The sequence below is a fragment of the Microbispora sp. NPDC049633 genome (assembly GCF_040675265.1).
Lineage (GTDB): Bacteria > Actinomycetota > Actinomycetes > Streptosporangiales > Streptosporangiaceae > Microbispora > Microbispora maris.
The window spans coordinates 13,609-26,440 of record NZ_JBFAOO010000023.1; the positions used below are offsets into that span (position 1 = coordinate 13,609).

A 12,832-nucleotide genomic window follows, 5' to 3' on the forward strand; every position below is an offset into this window, starting at 1 on the left:
CGGTCTCACCTCCTCCGCAGCACGGGACGGGTGGGACGGATCCGGGGCCGGCGCCGCTCCTCGGGTTCGGGCTCCTCGGCCTCCTCCTCGTGGGGCTCCTCCTCGTACTCGTCTTCCTCGTCGTAGGCCTCTTCGGGTTCGGATTCGCGCTGCGGCGGGCGGCGGCGGGGTGCGCGGCGGCGGCTCTCCTCCGGCCGCTCCTGCTCTTCCTCTTCCTCCTCCGCGGCCCGGCCCTTGCCCTTGGGCTGCCGCAGCGCCTCGGCGCGCTCGTGCAGCTTGTCGCTCAGGTTGTCGATCTGCTTGCTGGTGGCGCGCATGGCCGCCGCCTTGCCGATGTCCAGCAGATCGCCGCGCACGCGCTCGGTGATCTTGCCGACGTCGGGGGCGGCTCCACCAAGGATCTTGGGAACCTGCTCCAGCAGGGCGCCCGCCGCTCCCTCACCCTTCAGGCGGGCGGCGAGGATGGCCAGCGCCAGCATCAGCGCGAAACGGAGCTTCTGGTGCCGGCCGAGGTAGTAGCCCGCGATGACCGCCAGAGCCACTTTCAGTCCGTCTTTCATGATCGCGCCTCCTACTGGCCCGCCCCCGAAGCGCCGGCCCCCGGACGATCTCCCGGCTCGCCGCGCGGCGCTGCGACCCGACTGAACGGTATGAATGCCCTAGACAGACACAGAAAAACTCGATCTCGGACATACCGGGCAGTTTTGGTTGGGCTTGATCTCCGCGTTAGGGCCGTCGGCCTCTGTCGTGCCGAGGCTCAGCCCTCTTGGGAGGTTCGAGGGTTTCCGCTGACCCAACCTCGCCCTGCCTGGTCTGGTTACTGTGCGCGAATTGGGTATCACGGGCATGTATCGGCGGGAAGCGGCACGAACCGCGCGTACGAAGCGGGGGAGTCACATGACCGAAACCAAAACGTCGACCGCGACCGTCGAGCAGGCGTCCGGACGGTCTTTCGGGGTGCAGGGCGGCTCCGGCCTGGTGACCGAGCGGGGCCGCACCACGATCGCCGACGGCGTGGTCGCCAAGATCGCAGGCATGGCGGCCCGCGAGATCGACGGGGTCCACGATTTCGGCACCGGCACGGCCCGCGCGTTCGGCGCGATCAGGGGCGCGTTCGGTGGCGAGGACGGTGTCACCCGGGGCATGGCGGTGGAGGTCGGCGAGCGGCAGGCCGCCGTGGACATCCACCTCATCGTCGAGTACGGCGTCGCGATCCCCGACCTCGCGCAGGCGGTGCGGGGCCACGTGATCCGCGCGGTGGAGCGCATGTGCGGGCTGGAGGTCACCGAGGTGAACATCGCGGTCGACGACGTCCACCTGCCGAGGCAGGAGGGGGCGCAGCAGCCCGCCGAAGGGGAGCCGCGAGTCCAGTGAACACCGTTCCCGAGAGGGCGGACGTGGAGCCGGAGGGCGAGGAACGCGAGGTGTCCGCCCGGCGGCTCGCCGACCGCGTGTTGTCGTGCCCCGACGTCGCCGGCCTGTCCCGGGGGCCGTTCGGGGTGGTCGCGACCTACCTGCCCGGTGGTCAGGTCCCGGGCGTGGCCATACGGGACGACGCGATCGAGGTCGACGTCGTCGCCCGGTACGGCAGGCCGTTGCCGGAGGTGGCCGACCTGGTCCGCGACGCGATCGGCGGCCTCGCGGGCGGCCGCAGGGTGGACGTGACGATCGCCGACGTGGTCACTGACGACAGTGGAAGGGATGGTTGATCATGCAAGGGTATCCGGTCTGGGCCCTCGTCGGACTGCTGTTCGGCGTCGTGCTGGGGGTCGTCGGGGCCTTCGGCGGCCTCAGCGCGTTCCTCATCGTCCTGGTCCTCGGGATCGTCGGGTTCTTCGTCGGCATGGTGCTCGAAGGCGGCGTACACATGCCGCAGATGCACCCGAGGCGGCAGTGAGCGAGCCGGCGGCGCGCGGGACGACGACGATTTCGGATCGCGCCTTCACGAAGATCGCTGAGAGGCTGGCGAGCGAGGACGACCACGTGACCGGCCGGCCCCACGTGTCGGCGTCGGTGAGCGGGGCGGTCGCGGCGGTCCACTGCGACCTGGCCGTGCGCTACCCGGCGCCGGTGCCGCGGCTGGCCGCCGAGATTCGCGAACACGTGCGGCGGCGGCTGCGGGAGCTCACCGGCATCGCCGTGGAGAACGTGGACATCGAGGTCGTGGAGCTGGTGCCCGAGCAGGGGCCCGGGCCGAGGAGGGGGCATGACCGAAGGACGAGGCCCGTCTGAGAGGCTTCCGCTCTTCGTCCCGACACGGGGATTCGAGGGTGCGAGAGCCACCCGGGCCTTCCGGCCCAGCCGGGGGCTGCCCGCCGCGGTCGCCGCGCTCGCGCTGCTGGCGATCGGCGGGCTGACCGCCGCCCATGTGGTCGCCGCGCTGCTGGGGCGTCCCATCGGGATCGTGCCGTACGAGCAGTGGGCGCGCTGGGCGAGCACCACGGCCTGGAACGACGACCGGGCTCTCGCGGTGGCGGCCGCGCTGGTCCTGATCGGCCTGGTGCTGATCTTGATCGCGGCGGTTCCCGGACGGGGGCGGATGGTCGCGCTGCGCACCGGGGACCCCGACCTGATGGTCGGCCTGCCGCGCCGCACGCTGGCACGGGCACTGAGAGCCAGGGCGAACGCGGTGGACGGGGTGCGCGCTGCCGGGGCGCGGATGCGCGGCTGGCACGCGGACGTGTCGGTCCGGACCGACCTGCGCGACACGGCGGCGATCGGGGAGCGCGTACGGGCGGCCGTCGGCGACGAACTGGCCCGGCTCGCCCCCGCCCACCCCGTCGCGCTGCACGTCCGGGTCCACGGTCCGTCCTGACCCGCGAGGCCGTGTGGCATATAGGCCCGCTGCGCACGCCGGCGGACAAGCGCTGGAGGAGATCGGCTGTGAGGACGAGATCGGGCAAGGGCAACCGCATCGGGCTCGCCCTGTGCGGGCTGGTGCCGCTGGTCGCGGGCGGCCTCGCACTCGCGCGGGCGCTCGGCGCCTTCGGCGGCGCCGCCGCGCGGCGCCCCGTGCTGGACGCCGGGACCAGGAGCTTCGCCGCGACGACGCCGTGGTTCTGGCCGGTCCTGGCCGCCGTGGGCGTCGTGCTCGCGCTCATCGGACTGGCCTGGCTGCTGGCGCTGCTGCGGGTCGACCGGCTGCACAGACTGCGCCTCGAGTCGGGCACCGCGGGGGTCACCGAGGTCGACGCGCATCCCGCGAGCGAGGCCCTCGCCGAGCAGGTCAGTGCCTATCCGGACGTGCGCAGGGCGCACGCCGTGCTGCGCGGCCCGTCCGAGCACCCGCGCCTCGACCTGGGTGTGTCCGCCGCGGAACCGGCCGACCTCGGGGCGCTGGTCACGCGCTTGCACGACGAGGCCGTCCCGAACCTGCGCACCACGCTCGGCCTGCACCGCCTTCCCGCGATGGTCCGGCTCCACCTCACCGGCGGCCACCGGACCCGCGCGACCCACTGAGCGAGCCCGCGGGTGGAGGGCGGCCCCCGGCTCGGGTGCCGCCCTCCGGAGCCGTCACAGGTCGTCGTTCTTGGTGCTACAGGTCACGAGGTAGGCGATCTGACTGGAACCCTGATAGGGCGACAAGATCTCCACTCTGAAGTAACCACCGCTCTCCGACACGTTCGTCCTGTACCGGGCGGTGATGGTCTGCTGCTGCGCCCCGGTCGAGCTGAAGGTGGCGCTCCCGTCACCGAAGGACACCCACTGGTTGCGGGTCTGGTTGCTCCTGCGCCACCAGCGGTAGCCGATGGTGGCAGGGCCGTCGGCCACCCTGAGCCTCGCGGTCAGCTGGAACTCGGCGGGCTGGCCGGGTCGGTGCACGGGCCAGTGTAGGAGGACGGGGTGACCTGCATATCCCAGGCGATCACCTCTGAATTCGCCGTCGCGGCGGTGTTCCGCGCCGCGGTCGCCTACTGCGCGGGCACGGCGAGCAGCAGCCCCGCCAGCAGCACACCGGCCGTTCCGAGCCTGCGGAGAAACCCTGAACGTCTCACATGACACCCCTTCTGTGATCGGAGAGCGCTCATGATCTCCGGCCGGAATGGGAGTCAACTTGCGGATCACTGCAAGGGGCGGGTCAGCCGGACAGGACCTCGGCGAGGACGGCGGCCTGGCTGTGCTCGGCGTCCCTGGTCGCGGTGAGCAGGGTCAGCGGCCCGTTCTCCATGAGCCGGCGCAGCCGGTCGAGGGCGGCGCGCCGCTCGGGGTCGCCGAGCTCGGCCAGGTAGCGGCTGCGGAACTCGGCGAACCTCTCCGGGACGTGGCCGTACCAGGAGCGCAGCTCGCCGGACGGCGCCACGTCCTTGACCCATTCGTCCAGATGAGCGGCCTCCTTGGTGAGGCCGCGCGGCCACACCCGGTCGACCAGCACCCGCGTCCCGTCCCCGGGCGCGGGGTCCTCGTACACACGACGCACCGTGACGGCCATCGCCTCACCTCCTGCGGCCATCCTCCCCAGCGGGTGACGGCGTACGCCGGGCGTCCGGCAGCCGGACAGGACGTGTAAGTGAAAGTTTCACTCACGGTAAGGGCGTTGTCGCTGGTCGGGATTTCGTCCACGATGTCGATCAAAACGTCCCATGTCGCCCGTCTTGGCCCGATGTCTATGGTCCGGAACATGAGGATGCGAATGATCACGGCGGGCCTCGCCATGCTCGGCTCCGTCGCCGCGTCGCTCGTCGTCGGTCAGGCGGCGCACGCGGACACCACGATCTGCGAGAAGTACGGATCGACCACGATCCAGGGCGGCAAGTACGTCGTCATCAACAACGTCTGGGGCAGCGACGCCCAGCAGTGCATCAACGTCACCAACACCGGCTTCACGGTGACGCAGGCGGGGCACAACAAGGCGCAGAACGGCGCGCCCGCGTCCTATCCCGCGGTCTACGCCGGCTGCCACTACAACAACTGCTCCAGCGGCAGCGGCCTGCCCCTCGCGGTCGGCAACAGCCAGTTCAACACGGTCCAGACCAGCGTCAGCATGAGCTACCCGGGCTCGGGGGTCTACGACGCCGCGTACGACATCTGGTTCGACCCCACGCCGCGCCGCGACGGCCAGAACACCGGCGCCGAGCTCATGGTCTGGCTGAACCACACCGGCTCGGTCCAGCCCGTCGGCTCGAAGGTCGGCACCGTCAACCTCGCCGGCGGGACATGGGACGTCTGGTACGGCAACACCGGCTGGAACGTCGTCTCCTACGTCCGCACCTCCCCGACGAACTCCATCAACTTCGCCGTGCGGACCTTCTACGACGACATGGTGAACAGGGGTTACGGCCAGCGGTCGTGGTACCTCACCAGCGTCCAGGCCGGATTCGAGCCCTGGGTGGGCGGCGCCGGTCTCGCGGTGAACAACTTCTCCTACAGCATCGGCGGCGTGGTCCAGAACCCCTCGCCGTCCCCCGCCGTCTCGCCGACCGGAGGCAACGGCAGCGGCGCCTGCCGGGTGAGCTACAGCAAGAACGAGTGGCAGGGCGGGTTCACCGGCAACGTGACCGTCACCAACACCTCCTCCAGCGCGGTGAACGGCTGGAATGTCGGCTTCTCCTTCCCGAACGGGCAGAGGATCACCGGCTACTGGGGCGCCGACGTCACCCAGAACGGGTCGTCGGTGACCGCGAGGAACCTGTCGTACAACGGCTCGATCCCGGCGGGCGGCAACGTCTCGTTCGGCTTCCAGGGCACCTGGAGCGGCTCGAACGGCAACCCGACCGGCTTCACCCTGAACGGCACCCGCTGTTCGTGACACGTCCCTGAGAAGCGTTCCCGGCAAGCATGCGCCGCCGGAGAGGAGCCTCTCCGGCGGCGTTTCTCATGTGATCAGGGGGTGATGTCGATGGTGAAGGTGGACGTCGTGTTCCTGACGTCCTGGTAGTTGTCGCTGAGCCTCAGGTTCTTGAATGTCACCGACCCGACCGCCGGGCCCTGGCCCGGCTCCGGCATCTCGTTCGCCCACAGGCCGAAGCCCGACTTCGCGTCGAACGCGTCGCCGCTCTTGCGCGCTCCGGAGATCGAGACGTTGGTGAAGACGGTGTCCTTGATCGGGTTGACCGGCTGGCCGCCGAGGTACTGCGTCTGGAACATGATCCCCGAGTACGTCGGGTCGACGATGTCCACGTTGCTGACCCGGATGCCCTGGAACACCTTCGAGGCGGAGAACAGCCAGATCGCCGGGAAGGTCTGCTGGCCCCAGAAGTGGCCGCCCGCGCGGACGATCGAGATGTTGTCGAACACGGTGGGCGGGCTCGCGCCGAAGCCGTTCATCGGGTAGCCGAAGTCGAGCGAGCTGATCGTGATGCCGGAGTAGGTCAGCGTGTCCGCGATGTAGATGTTCCTGAACGTGTTCGCGTACCCGCCGTAGACGGCGATCCCGGCCGCGCGCCACGGCAGGATCGCGGTCAGGTTCTCGTAGACGTTGTTCTTCTCGTCGGCGCCTCCCGCGTCGATCGCCGAGAACAGCGCGAAGCTGTCGTCGCCGGTCGTCCTCGCCTCGATGTTCGAGACCAGGTTGTCCGTGCTGCCGTTGGTCATGTTGACGCCGTCGGCGAAGGTGTCGCGGATCCGCGAGTTCTTGATCGTGATGTTGTCGGTGTTCGCGCCCCAGTACATGCAGACCTGGTGCTCGACCCAGATGTTGTCGATCGTCATGTTCGCGACGTTCTGCCAGTCGAACACCTTGCCCGGCCCGTCGATTCGGGTGGTGTAGTTGCCGAAGTAGGCGAACCCGGAGAACACCGAGCCGTTGGCCGACGACTCCGCCCGGAAGCCGACGTCGGTGTTCTCCTGCGTCGACGGGGCGTGGAACCGGGTGAACCACGGCCCGGCGCCGGCCACCTTGACCGCCTTGCCGTACACCTGGAACTTGCTCGACGTCTGGTAGTCGCCCGGCGGCAGGTAGACGCCCACGAGCTTGCCCGTGGTGTCCATCCGCACCTTGTCGAGCGCGCTCTGCACGTCCTGGTGGGTGAACCCGGCGGGCACGGCGTACGCCGCGGGGTCGGGGTTCGGGATCGCCGACACCTGCTCCAGGTTGACGAAGTCGATCGCGTACGCCGAGGTGTTGGCCGCGTCCTTCTGCAGCCGGATCTTGCTGCCCGCCGGGACGGTCGTCCCGAGCATGACGTTGGCCTCGTCGTAGATGTGCCGCGGGCCGCCCGCGCCCGGCGAGTTGCCGGGGCTCGCCTCGGCGCCGTACAACCAGGCGTACTTCGAGGTCAGGTTGACGGCCTTGAGGAAGCTGCCGTTGACGTAGACGTTCAGCGTGGCGTCGGTGCCGCCACCGCCCGGCGCGTCCGGGATCGAGAAGCGGGTGACCAGGGTGTTGGTGCTTGCCCTGGTCGTCCACTCGACGTAGCTGCCCGTCGTGGTGAGCCGCACGGCCCTGCGGCCGGACGCCTCGCCGGCCAGGTCGCCGATGGTCCGGTTGGGACCGACGACCGTCGCCCCGCCGCCGGTCACGCCGTCCTCGGCCTCGTACATGTCGTACGGCATGTTCGCGCCGCGGCCGGCGAAGAACGGCAGGCTGGAGGTGTTGTTGGCCTGCTTGACCGGCAACTCGTTCGCGTCGGCGGCGAGCACCGTCTTCACCGTGTATCTGCCGTTGACCGCCGTCCACGTGCCCAGGTTCACCGGGCTCGTCGTGGCGCCGGCCGCGATCGCGCCGCTGTAGGAGCCGGTCAGCGTCTTCACCACGGTCCCGGCGTCGTTGACGATCGTCAGCGTGATCCCGTGGGCGCCGCCCGCCGACGCGACCGTGCCCTGGTTCTTGATCGCCACGGTGAACGTCACCGTGCTGCCTCCTCCCGGGTTGCCGGGTGACCAGGTGGTGCCGGGAACCAGGTCGGAGGTGTCCACCGGGCGAATGGTGAGTGGGGACGCGGTGGTGAAGCTGTTGTTGTCCTCGTTCTGCTCGATGACCGACTTGCCCTCGTCCACCTTGGCGGTGAGCTGGAAGGTGCCCGCGTCGCGGGGACCGATGTTGGCGGAGACGTTCGCGCTGGCCCCGGCTGCGAGCGCGCCGACGTTCGCCGTGCCGACCTTGGTGGTGCCGAAGTAGAAGTTCACGTTCGTCGCGCCGGAGGCGGCGTTGCCGATGTTCTTGACGGTCGCGGTCAGCGTGACCGGATCGGTCTCCACCGGGGAGGCCGGGGACGCGCTGAGGGCGCTGATGGTCAGGTCGGGGTTGGGGGCGGGGACGCCGACAACCTGGAACTCGGCCGCCTGGCCCGCCGGGGCGCCGGAGTTGCCGGTGAACCTCAGCTGCACGTCCGCGACCCGGCCGCTCACCGGGATGGACACCGAGTTGCCGGTGGCCGGACTGAAGGAGTACTGGGTCGCGCTGGTCAGGTTGGTGAACCCGGCCGCGCTCTGCTCACGGCCCAGCACCTGGATGGTCTGCGTGCGCGGTCCCCAGGAGCTGTCGGGGTTGAGCTTGACGTTCACCTGGGAGATGTCGGCGTTGGCGCCGAGCGCCACGGTGAGGGTGTTGGGGTAGCTGCCGCTCGCGCCCTCCCAATAGGTGGCGGTGTTGTTGTCGTTGGCGTTGGTGGCCACGAAGGTGAACACAGAGCCGTTGGCCGTGATCGGCTTGCCGAGTGCCAGGTTGGTGCCGCCCGGCCCGCCGGTCCCGGTGCGGGTCACGGTGTTGGACGGACCGGACTCGTTGCCGGCGGCGTCCTTGGCGGTCACGTAGTAGGACACCGTGGCGGTGTCGGGCTGGTTGTCGGTGTAGGTGAGCACGTTGCCGGCCACCGTGCCGCGCTGCGTGCCGTTGGCGTAGACGGTGTACCCGGTCACCCCCACGTTGTCGGTGGAGGCGTTCCAGGTGAGCCGGATCTGCCCGGAGGCGGGCTGGGTGTAGGCCAGGTTGCCCGGAGCGGTCGGCTTCTGATCGTCACCGCCGGGGTTGCTCGGGCCGTAGACCTCGAACTCGGAGATCTGCGCCGCGGGCCAGCCGGTGTTGGCGGTGATGTTCAGCCGTACGTACCGCGCGGTGGTGGCGGTGAAGTTGATGGTGACGGTGTTGCCGCCGGCCGGGTTGAAGGTGTAGCCGGCGGAGGGGACCGTCGTGGTGGTCGGGTTGTCGGTGGTGCCGGTCAGCACCGACAGCGTCTGCGTGCGGGTCTGCCAGGCCGACAGGTTGGGGAGCTTCAACACCAGCTGGTCGATGCTGACGGCCGAGCCGAGGTCCACCTGGAGCCACTGCGGGAAGGCGTTGTTGGCGCTCTCCCAGTAGGTCGCCTGGTTGCCGTCGTTGGCGTTGCCCGCGCCGTACACGTCGGCGTGGGCGCTTTCCTTCATGGTCTTGCCGGCGGCGAGGTTGGGGCCGCCGGCGGCCGAGGCGGGGGAGAGGGGCGCGGCCACGGCGAGCAGACAGGCCGCGACCAGCACAGCGATCAGGCGTGATAAGGGGACGTGCGTTTTCGACATTGGCGTTCCTCTGTCCGGCAGGAACCGACCGCGGGCCATCCGATCCGCGGTCGTGGGGGGATTTGGAGACCGAGGGCGTACGAGGTCGCGGCGGCGACCGGTTGCCCACTGCCGTGGCCGACATCACCTCAGGTCCTTTCACACACGAAAGGTGACGGTGGCGGGGCGCACGGACGCAGTGCTTCCTGCCGGAACTTGCGGAGAACCGCAAAGTCTCGATTTAGAACTGCAAATTTTTTACATCAGGTTGCCCAGATGTTACATACGGCCCACGTCGCCGTCAACGGGGAAGGTAAGTCGGGCCGAAAGGCCCGTCCCCGATCCGTGTCCACCTGGGGATACTTCAATTGGGCGCCGGTGCCGGAAACGGGTCCGGCGCCCGCTCGCGGGTCCCCCAACTCGCGAAAGGAACCCGGCAGAGGAGCCCTCATGTTTCTGCCCCCCAAGCGCTCGCTCGCGGCATTGGCCGTGCCGCTGGTGAGCGCGACCACCCTGCTGGCGGTCCCGGCCACCCCGACCGCCGCCACGTCCGTCCGTCCGGCCGCCGCCGCTCATGCGGCTCCCCGCGTGGCGACCCTGGTCGACGTACGCGCCTCGCATCACCCCGGACTGGACCGGGTCGTCTTCGAGTTCAGCGGGCCGCTCCCGGCGCGGCGGAGCGCCCACTACGTGTCCCGGCTGATCGCCGACGGCTCGGGCCGCACGGTCCCGGTGGCCGGTGACGCGATCCTCGGGCTCCGCTTCGGCGGCGCGGCCGGCCACGACGGGAACGGGCGCCCCACCTATGGGCCCGCTCGCGAGACCTTCGCGCTGCCCGGCGTGATCCAGGTCGTCAACGCGGGCGACTTCGAGGCGGAGCTCACGTTCGGCGTCGGCCTGGCTCGGAAGTCGTCCTACCGCGTCTACACCCTCACCCGCCCGAGCCGGGTGGTCGTGGACGTCAAGACGCCCTACCGGACCGTGCCGGTGAGGACGTACTTCCTCGACTCCCGGGCGTACGCCGCGGGCCGGCGGCCGTACACGGTGGCGGTGTCGCGGCCGGTGACGCCGCCGTCCACCGCGCGCGGCGCGCTCCAGCGGCTGTTCGCCGGGCCGACGCAGGCCGAGTACGCCAAGGGTCTGCGTTTCGTCGCGTCGGGAGCCACGGGCGTCCGTTCGGTCGTCGTCCGGGACGGAGTCGCCCACGTGCGGCTCACCGGTTCCGTCACGAGCGGGGGGTCGGCGTTCACCGTCGCCGACGAGATCATGCCCACGCTCAAGCGGCTTCCCGGCATCCGCTGGGTGAAGATCTACGACGCCCACGGCCACACCGAGCGCCCGAAGGGCCGCTCCGACTCCATCCCGGACAGCCTCGAACCGTGACGGCATGAGGGCCGGGCTCGTCAGGGCGGGGGCGAACCCCCTCTCCGGGACCGGCCCTCGATCGGTGAACGCCGCCTGCCGCTCGCCCCCGAGTCGCATTCGAACCGGCACCCGCGAGTGGCCTTTTCGGTCGTATCGACAGGGTGAGCGCCCTGCTACGTAGGTATTTCCGTCCCGTCATCGGTCCGTAACGATCCGTGGCGATCGTCATGGGCACGAGGTCACGCAGGTGCGGGAGGAAAGCGTATGGGGTCCATTTTCGATCGGATCGGCGGTTCGGACGCGGTCGCGGCCGTGGTCGACGTGTTCTACGCGCGGGTCGTCGCCGACCCGATGCTTCGCGGCTACTTCGCGGACGCGGACATGGCCAAGCTCAAGGCGCACCAGCGCAGCTTCGTCGCCGCGGCGCTCGGCGGCCCGCAGGAGTATCGGGGCAAGTCGATGGGCGAGGCGCACGCCGGGCTCGGCATCACCGCGGAGGAGTTCGGCCAGGTGGTCCTCCATCTGGCCGGGGCGCTCGAGACGTGCGGCGTCGACGCCGAGACGATCGGATCCATCGCCGGCGCCCTGGCTCCATTGAAAGATCAGATCGTGGAGAGCGCCGTCGCCGCCTGAGGCCTGGGCGGCCCGTCCACGCGGTGAGACAGATCTTGACCCTTAACCGGTTCATGGCTGGACTGGTCGTGATGAGAATCGCGACCGAGGACATCACCACACTGGACGTGGACCCGGCGAGGGCCCGCGTGTACGCCGAGGGCTGGCAGTCCTGGAGTCTGACGGCCCCCCTCCCGCTGGCCGAGACGCCGTACCGGGTGACGCTGCCGAACTCGCTCGTCATCGACTGCCACTACTGCTCGGCCCCCGACGAGGGCGTGTTCCGGGGCGAGGGGCTGCTGGCGGTCGATCCCGGAGACGGCGGGCCGGTCCACGTGTTCGGGGCCGAGAGCGCCGCCGCTCGCGTCCCGGTCGTCGAGGCACGGCCGTACGGCCGGCAGGTCGTGATCGCCGCGGACGCCCCCGTGCGCCACACGACGGCCGACGGCGGCCTGGAGGCGGCGCTGGCCCGCTGGGGCGACGCCTTCGCCGAGCAGGCCGGCGGTGTGCGGCCGCGCCCGTCGCCCACGGTCTGGTGCTCCTGGTACCAGTACTTCTCCGGCGTCACGCAGCGGGACGTCGAAGAGAACCTCGCGGCCATGGACGACCTGGCGCTCCCCGTGGACGTGGTGCAGATCGACGACGGCTACCAGGCGGCGCCGGGCGACTGGCTGCTCTCCTCGGGCCGGTTCGACGACCTGCCCGGTCTGCTGCGCCGCATCCGCGATCACGGACGGCGGGCCGGCATCTGGATCGCCCCCATGATCGTGGCGCGCGAGAGCGGGTTGTTCTCGGCCCACCCCGAATGGCTGGTCACCGATCCGCAGAGCGGAGAACCCGTCGTCGCGGGAGACGTCCTCGGCGACTCCTGCGCCGCGCTCGACCTCACGCACCCCGGCGCGGCCGAATACCTGACGGACGTGCTGCGCACCATGCGCGGCTGGGGCGTCGACTACGTCAAAATCGACTTCGTGTACGCCGGGGCGCTGGAGGGCCGCCGCCACGAGGACGTGACGGGCGTGGAGGCCTACCGGCGCGGCCTGCGGCTCATCCGTGAGGCGATCGGGCCGGAGGCGTACCTGCTGGGCTGCGGCGCCCCGATCCTGCCCTCGGTCGGCATGGTCGACGCCATGCGGGTCGGCCCCGACATCGCCGCCTACTGGCAGAGCCCCACAGGTCATCCGACCGAGCCCAGCCAGGCCAACGCGACCAGGAACACCGTCGCCCGCGCCTGGCAGCACGGCAGGTTCTGGATCAACGACCCCGACTGCCTGATGCTCCGCCCGGAGGTCGAGCGCCGGGAGGACTGGGCGCGCACAGTGGAGCGCTACGGCGGCCTGCGCGCCTCCAGCGACCGCCTGTACGGCCTCGACGCGTGGGGCCTGGAGACCACCCGGCGCCTGCTCACCCCCGGGGACCCCGCCCCGCTCGTCTGATTCAGACGCCG

At 70.4% G+C, this 12,832-nt stretch carries 14 protein-coding genes; 10 read left to right on the top strand and 4 right to left on the bottom strand.

Annotated features, from left to right (window positions below):
- Positions 1-5: 5 nt before the first annotated feature.
- Positions 6-560 carry a hypothetical protein gene (locus tag AB0J39_RS08890; RefSeq protein WP_363462835.1) on the bottom strand — a complete coding sequence of 185 codons (555 nt, stop codon included), beginning with the start codon at positions 558-560 and terminating at the stop codon, positions 6-8.
- A gap of 337 nt (positions 561-897) precedes the next feature.
- Here AB0J39_RS08890 and AB0J39_RS08895 point away from each other — a divergent pair, with 337 nt between their 5' ends.
- The 6 genes from AB0J39_RS08895 to AB0J39_RS08920 all read left to right on the top strand — a co-directional run bounded on the left by AB0J39_RS08895 (position 898) and on the right by AB0J39_RS08920 (position 3,459).
- Positions 898-1,374, top strand: a complete 477-nt coding sequence (locus tag AB0J39_RS08895; RefSeq protein WP_363462836.1) for an Asp23/Gls24 family envelope stress response protein — start codon at positions 898-900, stop codon at positions 1,372-1,374.
- Entirely contained in the window at positions 1,371-1,709 is a 339-nt protein-coding gene (locus AB0J39_RS08900) for a hypothetical protein (RefSeq protein ID WP_363462837.1), read from the top strand. The genes AB0J39_RS08895 and AB0J39_RS08900 overlap by 4 nt, the downstream gene beginning before the upstream one ends.
- A 2-nt stretch (positions 1,710-1,711) precedes the next feature.
- Complete coding sequence (locus tag AB0J39_RS08905) at positions 1,712-1,897, top strand: hypothetical protein (RefSeq protein WP_363462838.1); 186 nt, start codon at positions 1,712-1,714, stop codon at positions 1,895-1,897.
- Positions 1,894-2,232: an Asp23/Gls24 family envelope stress response protein gene (locus tag AB0J39_RS08910; protein ID WP_363462839.1), complete on the top strand. Its 339-nt coding sequence runs from the start codon at positions 1,894-1,896 to the stop codon at positions 2,230-2,232. The genes AB0J39_RS08905 and AB0J39_RS08910 overlap by 4 nt, the downstream gene beginning before the upstream one ends.
- Positions 2,207-2,815, top strand: a complete 609-nt coding sequence (locus AB0J39_RS08915; RefSeq protein WP_363462840.1) for a DUF6286 domain-containing protein — start codon at positions 2,207-2,209, stop codon at positions 2,813-2,815. The genes AB0J39_RS08910 and AB0J39_RS08915 overlap by 26 nt, the downstream gene beginning before the upstream one ends.
- Positions 2,816-2,883: 68 nt before the next feature.
- Entirely contained in the window at positions 2,884-3,459 is a 576-nt protein-coding gene (locus tag AB0J39_RS08920; protein WP_363462841.1) for an alkaline shock response membrane anchor protein AmaP, read from the top strand.
- 54 nt (positions 3,460-3,513) lie between these two features.
- Here the strand turns inward: AB0J39_RS08920 and AB0J39_RS08925 are convergent, their stop codons facing one another.
- Together AB0J39_RS08925 and AB0J39_RS08930 are read right to left on the bottom strand one after the other, a co-directional pair.
- The gene (locus AB0J39_RS08925) at positions 3,514-3,822 is read right to left on the bottom strand and encodes a hypothetical protein (RefSeq protein ID WP_363462842.1); all 309 of its coding nucleotides are present in this window, start codon (positions 3,820-3,822) and stop codon (positions 3,514-3,516) included.
- Between the two features lie 256 nt (positions 3,823-4,078).
- Complete coding sequence (locus AB0J39_RS08930; RefSeq protein ID WP_363462843.1) at positions 4,079-4,429, bottom strand: DUF488 family protein; 351 nt, start codon at positions 4,427-4,429, stop codon at positions 4,079-4,081.
- A gap of 189 nt (positions 4,430-4,618) precedes the next feature.
- Here AB0J39_RS08930 and AB0J39_RS08935 point away from each other — a divergent pair, with 189 nt between their 5' ends.
- Positions 4,619-5,746 carry a cellulose binding domain-containing protein gene (locus tag AB0J39_RS08935; RefSeq protein WP_363462844.1) on the top strand — a complete coding sequence of 376 codons (1,128 nt, stop codon included), beginning with the start codon at positions 4,619-4,621 and terminating at the stop codon, positions 5,744-5,746.
- A 74-nt stretch (positions 5,747-5,820) separates the two neighbouring features.
- Here AB0J39_RS08935 and AB0J39_RS08940 read toward each other — a convergent pair whose 3' ends face one another.
- A complete protein-coding gene (locus AB0J39_RS08940) occupies positions 5,821-9,429 on the bottom strand; it encodes a discoidin domain-containing protein (RefSeq protein ID WP_363462845.1) in 3,609 nt (1,202 codons plus the stop codon).
- Between the two features lie 429 nt (positions 9,430-9,858).
- Here AB0J39_RS08940 and AB0J39_RS08945 point away from each other — a divergent pair, with 429 nt between their 5' ends.
- From AB0J39_RS08945 to AB0J39_RS08955, 3 genes are all read left to right on the top strand, one after another.
- Positions 9,859-10,791 carry a GerMN domain-containing protein gene (locus AB0J39_RS08945; protein ID WP_363462846.1) on the top strand — a complete coding sequence of 311 codons (933 nt, stop codon included), beginning with the start codon at positions 9,859-9,861 and terminating at the stop codon, positions 10,789-10,791.
- 246 nt (positions 10,792-11,037) lie between these two features.
- Positions 11,038-11,406, top strand: a complete 369-nt coding sequence (locus tag AB0J39_RS08950) for a group 1 truncated hemoglobin (RefSeq protein ID WP_363462847.1) — start codon at positions 11,038-11,040, stop codon at positions 11,404-11,406.
- 71 nt (positions 11,407-11,477) lie between these two features.
- Positions 11,478-12,821, top strand: a complete 1,344-nt coding sequence (locus tag AB0J39_RS08955; RefSeq protein WP_363462848.1) for a glycoside hydrolase family 36 protein — start codon at positions 11,478-11,480, stop codon at positions 12,819-12,821.
- Positions 12,822-12,832 lie beyond the last annotated feature (11 nt).